The following is an 18807-nucleotide window of genomic DNA, read 5'->3' on the forward strand; positions in this document are numbered from 1 at the left end:
TAAATTAACTTCTTCTTATCCTTCATGATCTTAATAATGAAATGCTTTTTCTATGATGATTAAGAGATAGCGAATCCGAACAGCTTTTTTGTGGTCATGCCTTTTCATTAATCAAACCCATTGGTATCAATGGGGCGCTTTCCTGCCGGGGCGGAGTGCCGTCCAAAGCATCGATAAAGCCGGGATTGAGTCCTTCGGCTTCGAATTGTTTTTTTAAATGTTCGATATTCTGCTTGATAAGGCCGGTTACTGCCTGTTGTTCGCTCCAGAAATGCGCATTGATTTTGTCGTCCAGATAAGACAATTTGCAGTGCAGCGTTCCTAAATTAGGTGGCGTTATCGTAAGATATACCGACCATTTTGCTTGTTCGTTCTGTTCGGAACCGTTATGTTTATCGCGCTCGATTTCTATTTTGACCGATTGCGCCTTGCTCTCGCCGAGAAACGGTATTTCCAGAAGCCAGACTTGTTTCGGCGAGTCGTCCTTGGGTAATGAGGCGAGTTGATCCAGAGTCAACTTGGCGACGCTATTTTCGGTCTTTTGCAGCAAATTTTTGAGTTGTTCCATTTCCGTAGCGTTGACCGGTTTTTCCGATTGAGGGGCCGTTTCCGGTTTGAGAATCTGGATCAATTTTAGTAATAAGCCTTTGAAATCCGATTTAAGAAGATCCGGTTGCTGTTTGGTCAATTCGAGCAATCGGGCTTCGAGGAACAAACCGGAGCGTTCGACTGCCGTTTTAAGTGTCTTACCGTCGGTCAATTGTTCCGGTCTTTGGAGATTTTGCAGTATTTCTTGGGCCAATTTTATCAATGTTTCGGAAACGGTTTTATTGGTTTGCAGAGACGGCAGGTCGGCAATGAGTTGATTGAGCAGTACGGTTGGCGTTTCGTGTCTCGGTAAAATGTCACGGACGACTGCCGGAATGTCACGGCGCGCGATCGGTAAGGTTTCGATTCTGCCGGTATTTTCGCGGCCAAGGGTAGCCGGAATATCTCTGAGAGTTGCCGGTACGATTTTAATTTCCCGGGATTGTCCGTGCCGGGCAATCTCCACGATAACGTTTTGTCCGGGCTTCAGATTTTGAACGGAATTTTTATCAGCCGGTAATTCAACCGTTTGCCGAGGCGTGCCCGCAGTTGATTTATCGGTCGAAAACGAAAGTTGAATTCTATCCGGGCCTACCGATACGACTTTAGCCTGTATCGTTTCACTGGACGGTGGCGGTAAGCGGTTAAACGAGGTCTTGTCGGGCGTGGCGGTATCGAGTTTGGTTGGGGGAGCAGTCGCTTGTTCCGTTAGAGTAATCGGCGCGTTCTTAGTTTGTGGCGGATGGCCCTCGATCTTAAATTCGAGCGTCGGTATCAGCCGGGTAACGATGAGTTTTAAGGGTTGGCCATTTTCCAATGGTAAAGGCCGGTTGCTTTGAACCTCTACGGTATGATCGTTAATTTTTAAAGTGATGCCGGTTTGTTTGTTGTCGATCCGTATCACTGTAGCATTGAGTGCTTGACCGATTTTTTGCGCCAGCGGATGATCTTTTACCTTGGCTAACGCGGTAAGCGTTTGAGCATTGACCGGTAATTTTATGTCCACCGCGATGACCTCAATCAGTATTCGTTCGGTTGTTTGTGTTTCGCAATCAACGATTCGATCCATCGATCGATTTTATCTACGATTTCTCGGCGCAACTTCGGTTTGGAAAATAATTGTTCGTGATGGCTTTTTCCGATAAGCGGCACGACTTCGTTCAGCGGATGTTTTTCGAGCGTCACGGCCGCAAAGTCGATGTTGCCCCAAGCAGCGGTTATCGGGTCGAATTCGGAATAAATCAACAAATAGGGCGTGTCGAAATCGGCCATGTTTCGTCTGAATTGAATGATTTCCTTTTGCACGCCTTGCACGTAACGCAGTATCGTCCGGTGCATGATGTAGCGGTCGTGTTTATGGCGCAAACGTTCGACTTCCCAATCGCTGAGATAGGCTGAGACCCAATCTGGGCTGCTGGGTGAAAATATATTTCGTATGCCGGGCAATGATAAAAATTCAATGATGCCGTTTTGTAACGGGACGGTCAGTAAAGCCGTGAATTGATTGAACAGCATCAGCGGGAACGCTTCGTCATGGGGATGGAGGAAATGCTCCTGGGTGTGGTAGGTAAAATGGATCAAAGGATTTTGAAACCAACCGCGCCAGCCTGGCACTTCGGTCACCGCGAACGCGGGGCCGGTGAAAATGATGCCGTCGACCGTATCTTGCAGTTTGGCTTCGAGTAAATAAGAAGCGCTGACCAATGACCCGAGGCTATGCGATAGAATAACCAGCGGCTTGTCGTTTCCCGCACTTTCATCGCAGCGTTGTCTCAGGTGCTGGATCGCCAATCCCACGTCGCTACGCATCGCATCGAGGTTTCTAAGTTGGGCTTGTTTCAAAAACGCCGAGCTGACATCAAACTCATCGGCGCCGGCTTTGAGGCTTTCATGCGCCTCTAAATAGACCGGATTACTCAAACCATGTGCGGTCATATCGATGCCGGCGACGAGGTAACGGTTTGCGAAATGCCGGGCGATTTCAGCATAGCGGCCGGTATGTTCGTTCATGCCGTGTACGATCAAAATACAAGCTTGGATATCGTCGGCCGATTGCGAGGGTTCCCGGATTTGCATATGACGCCGTGATTCGCCGTTTTCCACCGGCAAAAAAATCGACTCTCCCCAAATCGGGTAAGGTTCCGTTGCGATTTGCGAATGCGAGCAGCCGCTCCCGATAAGCGGCAGGGCTAAACAGCACGAAAAAGCGATCAGTTTGAATAAGTTTGTCATGAAGTGAACAATGCTACTCGGTTAATTTTTTAGCAATGAATTTTTAAAAGGCTTGTACAAATTACGATTAACGAAGATTTCGATTCACAATAAACCGAACTTTTAACGCTGACAAGTTTCGTAAATGAATGAGTGCGCCATGAGTTATGCCGACTACGAGACTGTTCTACAATAACGTTCATGAAGGCCTGGCCATCGCCCCGGCAAATGAAAGTTCTCTGGTGGCGGAGGGTGCGGTCACTCGCCCGACAGGACCCAGCCCCTAAATTAGTAAGACTATTAACCATGACCGATGGGCTATGGAATTTAGGGGCTGGGTGAATACGTCCGTGTAGGCTCGACGGCGGCGACTGATTGCCAAGGATGGCATGAATGCAGATTTTGCATTACGCCATGGATGGCGTGTATTAGAGCAACGCAGGAGCAGTTGCCGAGGAGCAAAAATCTGCCCTGCCGCCGACGCCTGCCGGTCGAGCAACCGCACCCTCCTCGGAACCGTCATTGCCGCAGCAGAGTTTTGTATATCGAAAAATTAAATAATAAGACTGGCTCCATGAACTTTCACAGTAACGTTCATGAAGGCCTAGCCATCGCCCCGGCAAATGAAAGTTCGCTGGTGACGGAGGGTGCGGTCACTCGCCCGACAGGACCCAGCCCCTAAATTAGTAAGACTATTAACCATGACCGATGGGCTATGGAATTTAGGGGCTGGGTGAATACGTCCGTGTAGGCTCGACGGCGGCTGTCCTTGCCGCCGACGCCTGCCGGTCGAGCAACCGCCCCCTCTTCGGAACCGACATTGGTTTTTTTTATATCGAAAAATTAGATAAGGAATGCAAAACAGCGAACTTTCACAGTAATTAACCCTAGACCTTTTTGGCATATGCTGAAATGATCGGCGAGGAAGGGAGACGGAAACAATGAATAAACAATTTCGATTATTAATTTTTGCATTCTTGCTGTTTGGTGTTGTCGATTATGCAATGGCCGGCGAGACGGCCTATGAACGACAACGCAACAGCTTGATCGATCTGATTCAGGCGGATGTCAGATCGACGAGCTATTTTCTCGGTAAAGACGCATTGGACGAGAAAGTTTTGCAGGCATTGCGTAAAGTGCCCCGCCATGAATTCGTGCCGGAGGCACAGCGCCCCAATGCCTATTTAAACAGGCCCTTGCCGATTGGGCACGGGCAAACGATCTCTCAGCCTTACATCGTGGCAATCATGACCGATTTATTGGAGCTCGATGAAAATAGCCGCGTATTGGAAATCGGAACCGGCTCGGCCTATCAGGCAGCCGTTTTGGCCGAGGTGGCTGGTAGCGTGTACACGATAGAAATTATCGAGGCCTTGGCGGATCGGGCCGCGCGCGATCTTAAACGTCTCGGCTACGATAAAGTGCAATTGCGCATGGGTGACGGATATTACGGTTGGGAAGAGGCCGCGCCGTTCGATGCGATCATGGTAACCGCAGCCGCCAGTCATATTCCGCCTCCGTTGATTAAACAATTGAAACCCGGCGGGCGCATGATCATTCCGGTCGGAGGCCGTTTTGCCGTGCAGCATCTCGTACTGGTGAACAAGGATCAAGAAAACCGCATCACGAGCCGTCAGTTACTGCCGGTCAGATTTGTGCCTTTAACGGGAGATCGTTAAGCCATGACACGAAGACCGGCTTTTCCGTTATTATTGGCGGTAGCGGCTACTTCGTCCGGTTCGCTGGCCTATGAAGTGCTGTTGATGCGCTTGTTTTCGATCGTACAATGGCATCATTTTGCCTATTTGATCATCAGTTTGGCCTTGCTCGGATACGGCGTGAGTGGCGTGTTTTTGGCATTCAATCGAGAGCGTTTGATCGGTGTCTACGGGTTGGCTGTCACGATTAATCTGCTGTTATTCGGTATTGCCGCGTCTGCTTGTTTTCTAATAGCGCAACAAATCCCGTTTAACCCGGCCGAACTGTTATGGGCGCCGGAACAGCTTGGCTATTTAAGCGGTCTGTATTTATTACTGTCATTGCCGTTTTTTTTCGCCGCGAATGTGATTGGTTTGTCTTTTTTTCGCTATCGCCGCGATGTCTCGTCGATTTATGCAGCCGATTTATGCGGCGCGGGCATCGGTAGCCTGAGCATCATTGCCTTGTTGTTCGTCTTATTCCCGGAAAAAATATTGCCGGTCATCGGCGGTTTGAGCATTGTCGCCAGCTTGTTAGTGCAGAGCTTGTTCTTCCGGCGCTGGCGAGTCGGGGTGAGGTTCTCCGTCGGCGCGGCAACCATGACCGCGGTTTTCGTATTGGCCCTGCCGGACTGGACTCTAAACATCTCGCCTTATAAAGGCTTGAACCAACAATTGAGGATTCCGGGAACTGAAGTCGTCGAGAATTATTCCAGTCCTCTGGGTCTTTTGAGCGTCATCGAAAGCACGCAAATGCCGCTACGCCATGCGCCCGGCTTGAGTCTGAATGCCGATGCCGAGCCGCCCGAGCAATTGGGCGTTTTCACCGATGCCGATAATTTGTCGGCGATCACCCGATATGACGGTGATTCGGTTAATCTGGCTTATTTGGATCAAAGTACATCGGCCTTGCCTTATCATTTGCAAGCCCAAGAAAAAGTGTTGATTTTGGGGGCGGGAACCGGCGGTGATGTGTTACAGGCATTTTATCACAAGATACCGGCTATCGATGCGGTCGAGTTGAGCCCGCAAACGATTGCTTTAGTCAAGGATAAGCATGCCGATTTCGCCGGCCATATTTACAGCGATCCTCGGGTTCAGTTGCATACCGCCGAAGCGCGCGGTTTTGTAGCGACTTCGCGTGATCGCTATGACTTGATCAATCTTTCACTGCTCGACGCGTTTGGCGCTTCGTCAGCCGGACTTTACGCGTTGGCGGAAACCTATCTTTATACCGAGGAAGCGCTTAAGGCTTATTTGGAACATTTGACGCCGGGCGGATATCTGAGCATGACGCGCTGGATCAAGATGCCGCCGCGCGATACGCTTAAATTACTCGCGACCGCCAGTGCTGCCTTAAAAATGTTGGGTAGCGAAAACCCTGAACAAAGCATCGTGTTGATTCGCAGTTGGCAAACCGCGACGATGCTGATCAAAAACGGGACGTTTTCCGAAGCGGAGGTGGCCGCTTTACGGCGATTTTGCGATGAAAGAGGTTTCGATGCCGATTATTATCCGGGGGTTGCCGAGACTGAAGTCAATCGCTTCAATATTTTACAGGAGCCGTATTATTATCAAGCGGCAACGGCATTGCTAGGCGAGGAGCGCGAAGCGTTTATAGCCGATTACAAATTCAATATCAAACCTGCCACCGACGATCGGCCGTATTTTTTCCATTTTTTCAAATGGCGGACCTTACCTGAAATCTGGTCGCTGCTGGGCCAAGGCGGCATGTCCTTATTGGAAAGCGGCTATTTATTATTGATTGTCGGTTTAGCGCAGGCGGTCGCTGTCAGTTTTTTGTTGATCATCGTGCCGCTTTGGTTTTGGAAGCGCAAACTGGGTATCGAAACCGGCTCTGCGATGCATTGGCGTATCTTCTTTTATTTTTCATGTCTCGGTTTGGCTTTTCTGTTCGTAGAAATTGCGTTTATTCAAAAATTTATCCTGATTCTGCACCATCCGCTGTATGCCATTACCGTTGTGGTCAGTACCTTTCTGTTGAGCGCCGGTATCGGTAGCCGTTTTTCCAAAAAACTGTCCGACAAGAATAACCGGTTATGGATTACCATGCCGATTGCCGCGATAGTTCTGTTGAGTGCAGCATATATCTTGGAATTTCAATTTATTACCGGTTTTTTATTGCAACGTAGCGAATTCAGTAAGGTACTCGGTTCGATAGCCTTGATCGCACCGCTAGGATTTTTCATGGGCATGCCGTTTCCGATGGGCATGGCGAGCCTTGGGCGTAGCGTTCCGGCATTGATTCCTTGGGCTTGGGGCGTAAACGGCTGTGCTTCGGTTATAAGCGCGATATTGGCGGCACTGATAGCGACCGAATTCGGCTTTACCGTCTTGGTGTTTTCGGCATTGTGGCTCTATGCGTTGGCGGCGTTGAGTTTTCCTGCCGCTGAGAACAGAGTTCGTTGATTCAGAATAGATCCATTTGAATCGGGCCGGATTTAAAACGGGAACAATCGAGTGCCGGCATGCCGGTATCGAGTCCGAGCCGGCGCGTAGCAATGCGAAAGCGTTGCGCTATTAGATCGGCATAGACGCCTTCTCCGCGTAGCCGGGTACCGAAACGCGGATCGTTAGCGCGCCCGCTTCGGCAGTCTCGAATACGATTGAGTACATGCTTGGCTTGATTTGGAATGTGCGTATTCAGCCATTCTTCGAATAATTCCGACACTTCAAGCGGTAGCCGGATCAGGATATATTCGGCGGATTGCGCGCCGGCTTCGGATGCTGCTTTGAGAATGCTTTCCAGTTCCGAATCGGTGAATACCGGAATCACCGGGGCGAGCATGATATTGACCGGTATTTTATTCTCATGTAGCCGTGTAATGGTTTGCAGTCGGCGCTGCGGCGAACTTGCTCTAGGCTCGAGTGTTCGGGAAAGTTCGGGCTTTAATGTGGTGAGAGAAATATTAACTTGAACTAAATTGTTTTCGGTCATCGGCGCCAATAAATCAATGTCGCGTTCAACCATGGCTGATTTGGTCGTAATCGTGCATGGATGACGGAATTCGCTCAATACTTCGAGTATTTCCCGGGTGATGTGGTATCGGCGTTCGATGGGTTGATACGGGTCGGTGTTGGCGCCTAATGCAATCGGCGTACAGCGGTATTTGCGGCTTTGAAGTTCTTTGCGCAATAATTCTGCGGCTTCGGGTTTTGCAGTGAGTTTAGTTTCAAAATCCAGTCCCGGTGACAAGCCCAAGTAAGCATGGGTCGGGCGAGCGAAACAGTAAATGCAGCCGTGTTCGCAGCCTCGATACGGGTTGAGCGATTGTTCGAAGGGGATGTCGGGCGACCGGTTACGGCTGATGATCGTTCGTGCAGTTTCCTGAGAAACTTCGGTGCGCAGCGGCGGCGCAACGTCGTCGAAATAGTCCCAACCGTCGTCGAACGCCTCATGAGTTTCCAAGTTATAGCGGCCGTCCGGGTTGCCGGTCGCGCCTCGGCCTTTATACCGCGGGTTGGAAATCATTGATCGAGTTGGACTTTACTGTGAAGGTTCGTAGATTTAGACTCTCTATCGAATTTTTCGATATACGGCGCTAGACAGAGCAAATGCCGGTTCTGGAGAGTGTGCGGTTGCTCGACCGACAGGCGTCGGCGGCAAGGACAGCCGCCGTCGAGCCTACATGGACGTATTCACGGCGTCCTGTCGGGCGAGTGACCGCGCCCTCCACAACGCACGCGCTTTCATTTGGCGGGGCGATTGCCAGGCTTCCATGAACGTTAGTTTCAAGTCGCGGTCGTGCCAGCCGCGACTTGAAATCGTTCTTACATCTTATGGCCCTTCATCATTTTATGCATTTTCATCATTTGCATATGATGTTGTTCCATCAGTTTTAATTGTTCGTCTTTAAGCTTTTGTTGTTTGGCAGGGTCTTTCTCGGCCAGAATTTTATTCGTTAGCCCATGCAATTTCAGTTGGTATTCTTGTTTCATTTTTAAATGCTCGCGCATTTTTTCATGATCCATACCGCCCATGTCACCCATGCCTCCCATTTTTCCTTGGTCCATCTCGCCCTTTCCTTGCATCTTTCCGTGATCCATTTTCCCCATGTCGCCCATCTTTCCTTGGTCCATGCCTTCCATTCCTCCCATTTTTCCTTTTCCGCCCATGTCATGATCCATTTTCATTTCATGTTTCGGATTTGCAGCCGTATCTTCCGCCGCAACGGATACTTGGCTTAGTGCGGATAATGCAATGATTGAAGCTAGGCTGATTATTTTTTTCATTAGGATTCCCTCGGTTGTGTGATTGATTTTTAGATGTTCACAATTTGAGTTTGAAACATTCTATGAGCTAAAGTGTAGCCAGCACAATAATGCAAAAACTTAAATGGAACGCAGATAAATCCTGACATAAAAGCCCGCGAATCGCCAGCGATAAAAAAGACTCAATTAAGATTTGTCCGGTTCGATCATTCAGGCCGTTGCTTGTTGAACGATGAATGATGCTAAACTCGAAACTCAGCAAATGATTCGATCGTTTCGAACGATAAGTTGGGGGAGGCAATCATGGCGCGTGAAAGGTGGAACTCGCAGCTTGGTTTTTTGATGGCCGCAGTCGGTTCGGCGATCGGATTGGGTAATATTTGGCGGTTTAGTTATCTGGCTTACCAGCACGGCGGCGGGGCTTTTCTGATTCCTTATTTGACGGCGTTACTAACGGCCGGCATTCCGCTGTTGATACTGGAAAACGGCATTGGCCATGAGCGCGTCGGTTCCGCGCCGTTGGCTTATCATAAAATAAGCCCACGCTGGGAATGGCTCGGCTGGTGGTCGGTGATTTTCGTCATGTTCGGCATCGAGCTCTACTATTCGGCGATTATCGCGTGGTGTTTGAATTATTTTGCGCTCTCGTTCGATTTGGCTTGGGGAGACGATCCTAACGCCTATTTTTTTAAGCATTTTTTACGAGTAAGCGATAGTCCTTTTCGATTAGGCGAAATTCGAACGCCTATTTTATTCGGTCTTATCCTTACATGGCTCGCGATTTGGTTGGTTGTCTACCGTGGCGTCCAAAAAGGCATCGAACTCGCCAACAAAATTATGATGCCTGTTTTGTTGTTACTGACCATTGTCTTAGTAGCTTGGTCCCTACAATTGGACGGGGCGTGGCACGGCATTCAAGTGTATGTCACGCCGGATTTTTCCAAGCTCAACGATCCGCAAGTCTGGATCGATGCCTACAGCCAGATTTTTTTCACGCTGAGCCTCGGTTTCGGAATCATGATCGCTTATGCCAGTTATTTGCCGGATAAAACCGACATCACTCGAAATGCAGTGTTGATTGCATTGATCAATAGCGCGTATTCGTTGCTGACCGGTTTCGGCGTGTTCGCGGTGTTAGGCTTCATGGCGCAAAGTGAAGGCAAGGAAATTGCCGATGTGGTGACGCAAAGCATTGGTTTGGCGTTTGTTGCTTATCCGAAAGCCATTGGTCTAATGCCGGGCGGTAATCTGTTCGGGGCGATTTTTTTCCTATGCTTAACGGTTGCCGGATTATCATCGGCAGTATCGATCGTCGAAGCTTTCGTTTCGGCGGTGATCGATAAATTCAATTTCGATCGTAAGTTGCTGGTGACCTTCGTTTGTGTATTCGGCTGTCTCGGCGGCATCGTGTTCACGACGCAAAGCGGTTTACTTTGGCTGGATATCGTCGATCGTTTTATCACGCATTATGGCTTGGTGACGGTCGGTATTTTGGAATGCATCGTGATCGGTTGGGCTTTTGACTTATTTAAGTTGCGTCAGCATATCAACCGGATATCTAGTTTGAAATTAGGAATGGGCTGGATTTTGTTGATTAAGTTATTTGTTCCGTTGATGCTTGGTATTATCTTTTTAGGGGATCTATTCAACGAATTGCAAAGGCCTTACGGGGGGTATAGTTGGACCGCGTTAATTCTAATCGGAAGGGATTGGTTGATACTGACTTTGATCGCGGCCTTTATCGTTGCCGGCAGACCTTGGCGAAGCGATCGCCCGAGTAAACCAGGGCGATCGGTCAAGAGCAGAGTGGGTCCGAGTGCCTCATAGCCGCGCCTTGGCTATCGAAGCCATTGACGCTCAAATCGGTGAAGAGGGTATTTTGGCTGGTACTTGTTTATGAGGTCAACAACGGGTCTAATCGGCTTTGTTGCTCCAGCGCGTACAAATCATCGAAACCGCCGACATGGAAATCGCCGATATAGATTTGCGGTACCGTTCTGCGCTTGGTTTTCTGCATCATTTCCTGTCGTAAGCCGGGTTCGGAATCGACATTGACTTCGTTGTAAACCGCGCCTTTTTTATCGAGTAGGCGTTTGGCCATGGTGCAGTAAGGACAAAGGTTTGATGTATAGATAAGGATGTTCGGCATAATATTAATAGTTGCTAATATAGTGTGGCTATTCTACTGTTTATCGATCGTGTCTTCAATGCGTAATGCATCGCCTAGCGCTTTTATCAACAGCCATGCCGCGTGTTCGATCGAAGCGCCGAAGGCGACGATGCCGTCTTGATGGCCGAGCATACTGAATATCGGCCTATCGTCGAGTCGTCCGGATTGAAAGAGTTCGGCGATGGCCCGGGCCATTTGCGGAGTTCCGTAAGCGGCATCGGACGGTGTATGGGGAAGGGCGAGTTCGGCGGTTTTTTGCCAAATTTCGGGGCTATGAATATGAATGACCGATCGAATCGAGGCGTCTTGACTATAAACGCAGGCATGAGTAATCGCTTCCGAAGACGGCTTGGACAGGCCTTTCGATTGAAGAAAATAGCGCTTGATATCGGTATTCCATACTTCACAGTAATGCTCGCGGCTCAATTCTGGGATATGGCCGGTTTGCGTTCCGCTGATGATAAACGCATTGCTACTGAGATCCGGCTTCAAACTGATGTTGCCGTATCCGAGCCCGTCGTAACGCGGGGGGGCTCTGCCAATCAAGCCGAGTTTGAATAAGATCGAACGCCATGCGTTGAGAGAGCTTAAGGAAATTACTTGATCGATAGGCTGGTTTTGATGATCGAAGCGAAATTTAATGACGCCTTCTTGTTCTTGCATAAATGATGGCGATTTACGAGGGAAGGGAGGCGCTAAAGCCAATCGGCTTGGCAGTGTGCTTGATAAGAGGTCGGTTTCGTTGAATATGAAGGCGCTGCCGAAGCAGCGCCTGATAGAGTTACATCTGCGATTGCAGATAATTTTGCAGGCCGATTTTGCCGATCAATTCCAGTTGCGTTTCCAGCCAATCGAGATGGTCTTCCTCGCTGTCGAGAATATGCTCAAAAATTTCTCTGGAGACAAAGTCTTGTACCGTTTCGCAATAAGCGATCGCTTCTCTGAGAACCGGAATCGCTTGTTGTTCGAGTTTTAAATCGCAAGCCAGCATTTCTTCGGGGTTTTCACCGACTAATAATTTACCGAGGTTTTGAAGATTTGGTAGGCCTTCGAGAAACAGTATTCTTTCGATCACTAGATCGGCGTGCTTCATTTCATCGATCGATTCGTGATATTCCTTCTCGTTGAGTTTGGCAAACCCCCAGTTTTTATACATCCTGGCATGCAAAAAATATTGATTGATCGCGGTGAGTTCGTTTTCCAAAACTTGGTTAAGGTATTCGATGACTTTTGCGTCTCCTTTCATGGCGGCTCCGATAATGATAATGAAATGGTTGATGTTCGGCAAAGACTTGTGCGGCATCTATTGGTCTTTGACGAGATAGGGAATTCAATGATTTTTGAATAATACAATATTGTATAAATTCTGCATATTCAATAAAAAATGCTGCTGTATTGGCGTGATGGTTCCAAGGCTTTAAGAAATTTAAGCAAAAAAACGGGCAAACCGATGGAGGTCAAGCATCGGTTTGCCCGGTAACAGCAAGTAATCAATTAGGCGAAAGCAGCTTGCGGCATCAACTGATGTTCGGCATGGCTTTCGTCGAGAATTTGTTTGACGTGGCGGCTGCATTTGCCGCATACACTGCCGACGCCTAAACACTGATTTAGGTGTTTGCGTGAACAGTGGCCGTTTTCAATAGCGGATTTGATTTGCTTATCGGTAACCGCCTTACAGACACAAACATACATGAGTCATGCTCCAATAAATGTTGGTTATGTAAATAATAACAATTCTCATTAGAATGTAAAGTGATTTTTTTGAATTTGAGTAGTTGATCGCAAATAGATTGTTGAGGGGGAAGATGAAAGGTTAAAGGTTAAAGATGAAAGGGGAAAGGGGCGGTGATTTTGTTGGTGTTTAGCGTAAATCTTGGTTCAGTAGACTGGCATTGCCGCCGATCGCGGCGGTATTGATTGTGACGGTTTGTTCGACTGCGAAGCGTTTTAGATAATCGGGTCCGCCGGCTTTCGGGCCGGTTCCGGATAGGCCCATGCCGCCGAAGGGTTGTACGCCTACCGTCGCGCCTATCATGTTGCGGTTGATATAAAGATTACCGACTTTGGCTTGCTGCTGAATCTTGCGTGCCGTTGCGTTGATTCGGCTCTGAATTCCCAGCGTCAAGCCGTAGCCGGTAGCATTGATGTCATCGATCACTTGCTCGAGGGCATCGCTGGGATAGCGGACGATATGCAGTATCGGGCCGAACACTTCTTCGGTCAGTTGCGAAAGCGAGTCGATTTCGATCAATGTGGGTGCAAAATAAGTTCCTTTCGGTAATTCGGGCGGTAACGGTGATTGAAATAAAATGTCGGCATGATGACGTATGGCTTCAACGTGAGCGTTTAATTTATCCAAGGCCTTACGGTCGATGACCGGACCGATATCGGTTGCATAATGGCCCGGATCGCCGATCGTCAATTCCCGCATAGCTCCGATCAGAAGTTCGATAATTTTATCGGCGGTTTCGTGAGGCAAGAATAATACCCGCAAGGCCGAGCATCGCTGGCCGGCGCTGTTGAACGCAGATTGCACCGCATCCAGTACCAATTGTTCCTTATGCGCCGACGTATCGGCGATCAGCGCATTTTGTCCGCCGGTTTCGGCGATTAACGGCACGATATCGTCGTGTTCGGCGAGTTGTCGATTGATAGAATGGGCCGTTGCGGTAGAGCCGGTAAATGCGACGCCGGCAAGACGTGTATCCCGAAGCAACACGGGGCCGATTTTAGAACCGATGCCCGGTACGAAATTCAATACCGAGCCCGGAATGCCGGCTTGATGCAGTAGCTTGATGCAAGCTGCGGCGGTAAGCGAAGTCGCTTCGGCAGGTTTTGCCACGACCGTATTGCCGGCCGCTAGCGCCGCTGCGATTTGACCGGTAAAAATGGCAATTGGAAAATTCCACGGACTGATGCATAAAAATACGCCGCGGCCGTAATAAGTCAAAAAATTATCTTCGCCGCACGGCCCTGGTAAGGCCATCGGGCGTTCGAACAACTCAAGAGCGCGTGCGCTATAGTAGCGGCAAAAATCGACCGCTTCTCTGACGTCGGCCAAGGCATCTTTGATTGTTCTGCCGCCTTCGCGGACGCATAAAGAGACCAGTTCGGTACAGTTATACTCGAACAAATCGGCAGCATTGTTAAGATAGCGCGCTCGTTTTTGCACGTTAGTCGAACGCCATGCATCAAAAGCCTCCGAAGCAGTGTCGAGAGCGTCGACAACGGTATCGGCATCGCAAAATGCAACGGTACCGACTTTATGCGAATGATTGGCGGGATTTACGATACCCCGTTCGAAACCGGCCAGGCTTTTTCCGTTAATCAACGGGCCGGCATGATGAGAGATGCCGGATAGTTCGTCGAGACGTTTTTGCAACGAGTACAACTGTTCGGTATCGGCCAGATTGAAGCCTTCCGAATTGCGCCTTTCCTTACCGAAGAGGTCGACCGGCAGCGGTACGCCGATTTTTTCGAAATCTTTGAGTTCAAGCCAGAAAGTGACTGGATTTTGCACGATGCGTTCAATGTCGATATCGGAGTTTTCGATTTGATTGACGAAAGAGGTATTCGCGCCGTTTTCCAGCAAACGCCTGACCAGATAAGGCAATAGTTCTTGATAATGGCCGATCGGCGCATAAACCCGGCACGGAATAGACCCATTCGGGCGCTTCGCCAAATTTTGGTAAAGCGCCTCTCCCATGCCGTGTAAACGCTGAAATTCGTAATCGGTTTGATTACCGGCCATTTGTTTGATTGCGGCGACGGTATGGGCATTATGGGTCGCGAACTGCGGATAAAATGCGTCGGGTTCTGCCAATAAGCGCGCTGCGCAAGCCAGATAAGAAATGTCCGTGGCCGATTTTCGCGTGAATACCGGGTAACCGGAGAGCCCTAATTCCTGCGCGCGTTTGATTTCGGTGTCCCAATATGCGCCTTTGACTAAACGGACTGGTATTTTTCGGCGTTCCGATTTCGCCAAGGCAGAAAGCCAAGCGATGACATACGGCGCCCGTTTTTGATAGGCTTGGACCGCAAGGCCCAATCCGGGCCAATCCTTCAGGCTCGGATGAGTGAAGACCGCCTCGAAAATCGTCAGCGACATGGCCAATCGCTCGCTTTCCTCGGCATCGACTGTAACCGTCAAGTCGCTTTGTCGCGCGCATTGAGCCAGGGCGAGCAGTTTTGCAGTTAACTCCGGGGCTGCTCTTAGGTGTTGCAAGGGTTCATAGCGCGGACACAATGCCGACAGTTTGATCGAAATTCCCGGTTTATCGAACAACGAAGCAGTCATGGAGCCATGCGACAGTTGCCGAATGGCATCGAGATAGGCCGAAAAATAACGCTCCGAGTCTGAGTCGGTGACCGCCGCTTCGCCGAGCATATCGAAGGAGTAACGGTATTCCGGGTGCATTTGGCTGGCATGTAGCGCATCGGGAATCGTTTCGGCCATCACGAATTGCGCCCCCAGAAAATGCATCGCTTTTTGTAATGCCTTTCGAATGACGGGTACACCTAGTCGGCCAAGCAATTGATCGAATACTTGCTTTCCGTCCGGCTTGAAATGTCGTTCGAATAATCCTGTCAATAATAAGGCGCCGGTCGATAAATTTACCAGCACCGAGTCGCTGTGATTGAGATGTTCTTGCCAATGGGCCGAAGTCAATTTATCGGCGAGAAAACGATCTTGGGTTGCGGCATCCGGAATGCGCAGCAAGGCTTCGGCAATGCTCATCAATATCAGGCCTTCAGCGCTATCGAGTCGGTATTCATGCAAAAAAGCATCGACAACGGATTGCTTGTCTTTATCGGCCCGGATCTGTTCAACCAGTAAACGAGCCAACGCTTCGACATCAGCGGGATTATAATCGGTCAAGCCAACCATTAATTCGATTACGCTAGCCGTTTCATCGTTCAAATAGGCTTGATCGATAGCTTTGCGCAAGGCCGATAAAGAAAGATTAACCATAGAAAGTTTACGTTATTATGTGAACGAATTAACTATTTTAAGGAAAAGATCTGCCGATACCATATTAAGTTGAATCCTTGGTATTTTTTATACTCCAAAAAATGTTTGTCCACAAATAACTGTTGTATTGATGATTAGATTTTCGAGAATTTTGTTTGTTGTGCTTTTAAGTTGGCTCGTCGGGTGCGCGCCGGCCGTTTATAAGCCAGGTCAACCCGTCATAGAAGCGCTATTGCTGGAAGATCGCTATATCACACCGGACGGTTCCTGGTTGCCGGTTAGAAAGTGGCTCCCGGAGCAGGGTCAAACGAAGGCTGTATTGATCGCTTTACACGGTTTCAACGATTACAGCCGGTTTTTCGAGGAGCCTGGAGTATTTCTGAAAGAAAAAGGAATCGCCAGTTATGCCTACGATCAACGCGGTTTCGGTCAAAGCCCGCGTCGGGGTTTGTGGAGCGGTATCGATGCGTATACTGAGGATCTGGATTTATTTGTCAGACTCATAAAAAGCAAGCATCCTGGGTTGCCGGTTTATCTGTTGGGCGAAAGCATGGGCGGAGCCGTCATCATCGCGGCTATGTCCCGCGAGGAGGCAACGCCGGTCAGTGGTTTAATTTTATCGGCACCTGCCGTTTGGTCCCGCGAAACGATGCCGTGGTATCAACGCAGTTTGTTGTGGCTTATGTCTCATACGATGCCCTGGATGACATTGACCGGGCGGGGCTTAAAAATACAAGCCTCGGATAATATTGAAATGCTTCGAGAGTTGGGCAGTGATCCGTTGGTGATCAAGGAAACTCGCGTCGAAACGATTCATGGCCTAACCGATTTAATGGATTCGGCATTCAATAATGCTCAGAATATTCATGTCGATACTTTGATGCTGTATGGTGAAAAGGACGAAGTCATACCAAAGCAGCCGACGCTGCGTTTTTTGCGGGATTTTCTCGACACCGAAGGAGCCGATAGAACCGTTGCTTTCTACGAGAACGGCTATCACATGCTGTTGCGCGATTTGCAGGCTAAGGTGATTTGGCGGGATATCGCTGCATGGGTCAAAGCATCGCACAAGCCGCTGCCGTCAGGTGCTGACCAGCGCGATTGGCGAATGTTGGCGAAAAGATAAACTTAGAAAAAGTATTTTGCCTACGCAAATTATTTTTGCTCTCCTAATGCTCATGAAGGACTGGCAGTAGCCCTGCAAATGAAAGTGCGAGGGGTGGGTGAGAGTGCGGTCAATCGCCCGACAGGACGCCGTAAACCCAGCACCTAAATTCCATAGCCTATTGGCCATGATTGATTACATAGATAATTTAGGTGCTGGGTAAATACGTCCGTGTAGGCTCGACGGCGGCGACTGATTGCCAAGGATGGCATGAATGCAGATTTTGCAGGAGCAAAAATCTGCCCTGCCGCCGACGCCTGTCGATCGAGCAACCGCCCCCTCTCCGGAACCGGCATTGTGCTGAATATCAAAAAATTAGATAAGGAATGCAAAACTGCAAACTTTCACAGTAAAGGCTATTCAAAATTTTAGAAATTTTAGGGCAAGCTGTTGTAAGACTTCATGTTTAAACAAAACAGCCGAACTTAGGTTCCTACGAACATAGGACTATCGAACCGGCGTCAATTCCTGAGTCTTTTTGATGAAAACAAAACTATCGTAACGCCGCGCAATGCGTGATCCGACATACTGGCCGTAGTCCCGTCTTGGATCATAAATTACCCCGATCGCTCGGTTTCCAATCAGTTGATCGAGCGGTTCGTGGCGCCGTTCTTCGTCACCGAACATCAAATAAAACGCTTCCGGTTCGAGCCTTGCCAAGACTTCCTCTATGCTGCCTGGCTGGCCTTTGGGTATGGTCATGATCGACATCGGCGCGCCCCAATAAGCCCCGGCGTTTACCTTGCCTTGATCTGTTCCGAAACCGACAATATATACCAGGTCCGCGCCTAGCGATTGCCGGCTCAACTGACCGATATTCAAGGTTTCTCGCAGAATCATCGTGGATTTACTGGCATCGCCGACATGCGTGTTGTGCGCCCAAATAATACCTTTTGCATCGAAGCCATGACGTTCGAGTAAGCCTTCAACCGATACCCACATGTGTTTGGCACGACTGTTCCAGGCATCGGGCCCTTCGCGGATCGCTAAGCGGAAAAAATCCTCGGCATTCTTTATGACCAAGGCTTTTTGCCTGGCTCGAAAGCGGATTTTAGAATCGTTATCAGCGGCTTTAGGCTTTAGGTCTTGAATGATTTTAAGGACTTCGGCCAACTCCTTTTCACATGAAAAACCGCCTTGCGCCGTAGCTTTCGCGTACATCCATTCATCACGGTCGTACTCCTTGAAACAGTTCAGCCGGCGTTCGATTTCGGGAAGCTTCTCGGGAAAATACGCTCCGGTTAGCGCTAGTAGGTCGTCGATCGCTTCCCATTGCCCGTAGACATCCATGCCAAACAAGCCGATTTTATCCGCTTCCGGACGGGTTTTGTTGAATTCGCGAAGCCATTCGGCCAAGGCTTCAATATCCCGGTTCGCCCACATCCATTGCGGCCAGCGGGCGAAGGTTTTGAGCACATCGACAGCCGTTGTGCCTGGCTTGGTACGGCCTTTGACATAGTCGTTGAGGCGATAGAGCGAAGGCCAATCGCCTTCAACGGCAATGAATGAAAAGCCTTTTTCGGTAATTAAGCGCTTGGAAATTTCGCTACGCCAATGGTAGAACTCATGCGTACCGTGCGTCGATTCGCCGAGTAAGACCAATTTTTTGTCGCCGGCCGTTTCGATTAAACGGTTGAGGTCCGAATTTTGTCTGAGAGCAACGGCTTTCGGTGCTAAATAAGCCGACAAAGACTCGGATTCAGCATGCGCGAGCGTTACGCCGAACAATAAAAAGACTGAAAAAAACAAAAATTGAGTGATGATTTTCATA

General features: G+C 49.2%; 15 protein-coding genes. 5 read left to right on the forward strand and 10 right to left on the reverse strand.

All coding sequences use genetic code 11. The features are described 5' to 3' along the window. Positions 1-94 precede the first annotated feature (94 nt). A complete protein-coding gene (locus ACINK7_RS08055) occupies positions 95-1657 on the reverse strand; it encodes a flagellar hook-length control protein FliK (protein ID WP_404360820.1) in 1563 nt (520 codons plus the stop codon). Then, on the reverse strand, positions 1609-2820 hold the full coding sequence (locus tag ACINK7_RS08060; protein WP_404360821.1) for an alpha/beta fold hydrolase: 1212 nt from the start codon (positions 2818-2820) through the stop codon (positions 1609-1611). Before ACINK7_RS08060 ends, ACINK7_RS08055 begins: the two co-directional genes overlap by 49 nt. A 920-nt stretch (positions 2821-3740) precedes the next feature. Between ACINK7_RS08060 and ACINK7_RS08065 the strand changes: the two genes are divergently transcribed. Both ACINK7_RS08065 and ACINK7_RS08070 read left to right on the forward strand, forming a co-directional pair. Next, the gene (locus ACINK7_RS08065; protein ID WP_404360822.1) at positions 3741-4478 is read left to right on the forward strand and encodes a protein-L-isoaspartate(D-aspartate) O-methyltransferase; all 738 of its coding nucleotides are present in this window, start codon (positions 3741-3743) and stop codon (positions 4476-4478) included. A gap of 3 nt (positions 4479-4481) precedes the next feature. Continuing rightward, on the forward strand, positions 4482-6926 hold the full coding sequence (locus tag ACINK7_RS08070) for an SAM-dependent methyltransferase (protein WP_404360824.1): 2445 nt from the start codon (positions 4482-4484) through the stop codon (positions 6924-6926). Position 6927: 1 nt separating this feature from the next. Here the strand turns inward: ACINK7_RS08070 and ACINK7_RS08075 are convergent, their stop codons facing one another. Both ACINK7_RS08075 and ACINK7_RS08080 read right to left on the reverse strand, forming a co-directional pair. Further along, positions 6928-7989, reverse strand: a complete 1062-nt coding sequence (locus ACINK7_RS08075) for a PA0069 family radical SAM protein (protein ID WP_404360825.1) — start codon at positions 7987-7989, stop codon at positions 6928-6930. A gap of 299 nt (positions 7990-8288) precedes the next feature. Beyond that, positions 8289-8750: a hypothetical protein gene (locus ACINK7_RS08080; protein WP_404360826.1), complete on the reverse strand. Its 462-nt coding sequence runs from the start codon at positions 8748-8750 to the stop codon at positions 8289-8291. 282 nt (positions 8751-9032) lie between these two features. Here ACINK7_RS08080 and ACINK7_RS08085 point away from each other — a divergent pair, with 282 nt between their 5' ends. Beyond that, positions 9033-10556, forward strand: coding sequence for a sodium-dependent transporter (locus tag ACINK7_RS08085; protein WP_404360828.1), 1524 nt, complete (start codon positions 9033-9035; stop codon positions 10554-10556). A gap of 67 nt (positions 10557-10623) precedes the next feature. Here ACINK7_RS08085 and grxC read toward each other — a convergent pair whose 3' ends face one another. From grxC to putA, 5 genes are all read right to left on the reverse strand, one after another. Beyond that, on the reverse strand, positions 10624-10878 hold the full coding sequence (gene grxC, locus ACINK7_RS08090) for a glutaredoxin 3 (RefSeq protein WP_404360829.1): 255 nt from the start codon (positions 10876-10878) through the stop codon (positions 10624-10626). Positions 10879-10911: 33 nt separating this feature from the next. Next, entirely contained in the window at positions 10912-11562 is a 651-nt protein-coding gene (locus tag ACINK7_RS08095; RefSeq protein WP_404360830.1) for a class II aldolase/adducin family protein, read from the reverse strand. A gap of 118 nt (positions 11563-11680) precedes the next feature. After that, the gene (bfr, locus tag ACINK7_RS08100; protein WP_404360831.1) at positions 11681-12145 is read right to left on the reverse strand and encodes a bacterioferritin; all 465 of its coding nucleotides are present in this window, start codon (positions 12143-12145) and stop codon (positions 11681-11683) included. 248 nt (positions 12146-12393) lie between these two features. Continuing rightward, positions 12394-12591 carry a (2Fe-2S)-binding protein gene (locus ACINK7_RS08105; RefSeq protein WP_404360832.1) on the reverse strand — a complete coding sequence of 66 codons (198 nt, stop codon included), beginning with the start codon at positions 12589-12591 and terminating at the stop codon, positions 12394-12396. Positions 12592-12760: 169 nt separating this feature from the next. Then, positions 12761-15871, reverse strand: a complete 3111-nt coding sequence (gene putA, locus ACINK7_RS08110) for a bifunctional proline dehydrogenase/L-glutamate gamma-semialdehyde dehydrogenase PutA (RefSeq protein WP_404360833.1) — start codon at positions 15869-15871, stop codon at positions 12761-12763. 130 nt (positions 15872-16001) lie between these two features. Between putA and ACINK7_RS08115 the strand changes: the two genes are divergently transcribed. Continuing rightward, positions 16002-16997 (forward strand): lysophospholipase, encoded by a 996-nt coding sequence (locus ACINK7_RS08115; protein ID WP_404360834.1) that lies wholly within the window; start codon positions 16002-16004, stop codon positions 16995-16997. 249 nt (positions 16998-17246) lie between these two features. Further along, on the forward strand, positions 17247-17408 hold the full coding sequence (locus ACINK7_RS08120; protein ID WP_404360835.1) for a hypothetical protein: 162 nt from the start codon (positions 17247-17249) through the stop codon (positions 17406-17408). Positions 17409-17483: 75 nt separating this feature from the next. Here the strand turns inward: ACINK7_RS08120 and ACINK7_RS08125 are convergent, their stop codons facing one another. Then, positions 17484-18806, reverse strand: a complete 1323-nt coding sequence (locus tag ACINK7_RS08125; protein WP_404360836.1) for an erythromycin esterase family protein — start codon at positions 18804-18806, stop codon at positions 17484-17486. Position 18807 lies beyond the last annotated feature (1 nt).

This window comes from Methylotuvimicrobium sp. KM1 (assembly GCF_044788715.1).
GTDB lineage: Bacteria > Pseudomonadota > Gammaproteobacteria > Methylococcales > Methylomonadaceae > Methylotuvimicrobium.

Coding starts and splice junctions, on each gene's coding strand:
- ACINK7_RS08115 (WP_404360834.1), top strand. CDS start 16,002: ATGATTAGATTTTCGAGAATTTTGTTTGTTGTGCTTTTAAGTTGGCTC.
- ACINK7_RS08095 (WP_404360830.1), bottom strand. CDS start 11,562: ATGCAAGAACAAGAAGGCGTCATTAAATTTCGCTTCGATCATCAAAAC.
- ACINK7_RS08055 (WP_404360820.1), bottom strand. CDS start 1,657: ATGGATCGAATCGTTGATTGCGAAACACAAACAACCGAACGAATACTG.
- ACINK7_RS08125 (WP_404360836.1), bottom strand. CDS start 18,806: ATGAAAATCATCACTCAATTTTTGTTTTTTTCAGTCTTTTTATTGTTC.
- ACINK7_RS08105 (WP_404360832.1), bottom strand. CDS start 12,591: ATGTATGTTTGTGTCTGTAAGGCGGTTACCGATAAGCAAATCAAATCC.
- ACINK7_RS08080 (WP_404360826.1), bottom strand. CDS start 8,750: ATGAAAAAAATAATCAGCCTAGCTTCAATCATTGCATTATCCGCACTA.
- ACINK7_RS08065 (WP_404360822.1), top strand. CDS start 3,741: ATGAATAAACAATTTCGATTATTAATTTTTGCATTCTTGCTGTTTGGT.
- ACINK7_RS08070 (WP_404360824.1), top strand. CDS start 4,482: ATGACACGAAGACCGGCTTTTCCGTTATTATTGGCGGTAGCGGCTACT.
- putA (WP_404360833.1), bottom strand. CDS start 15,871: ATGGTTAATCTTTCTTTATCGGCCTTGCGCAAAGCTATCGATCAAGCC.
- ACINK7_RS08075 (WP_404360825.1), bottom strand. CDS start 7,989: ATGATTTCCAACCCGCGGTATAAAGGCCGAGGCGCGACCGGCAACCCG.
- ACINK7_RS08120 (WP_404360835.1), top strand. CDS start 17,247: ATGAATGCAGATTTTGCAGGAGCAAAAATCTGCCCTGCCGCCGACGCC.
- ACINK7_RS08085 (WP_404360828.1), top strand. CDS start 9,033: ATGGCGCGTGAAAGGTGGAACTCGCAGCTTGGTTTTTTGATGGCCGCA.
- ACINK7_RS08060 (WP_404360821.1), bottom strand. CDS start 2,820: ATGACAAACTTATTCAAACTGATCGCTTTTTCGTGCTGTTTAGCCCTG.
- grxC (WP_404360829.1), bottom strand. CDS start 10,878: ATGCCGAACATCCTTATCTATACATCAAACCTTTGTCCTTACTGCACC.
- bfr (WP_404360831.1), bottom strand. CDS start 12,145: ATGAAAGGAGACGCAAAAGTCATCGAATACCTTAACCAAGTTTTGGAA.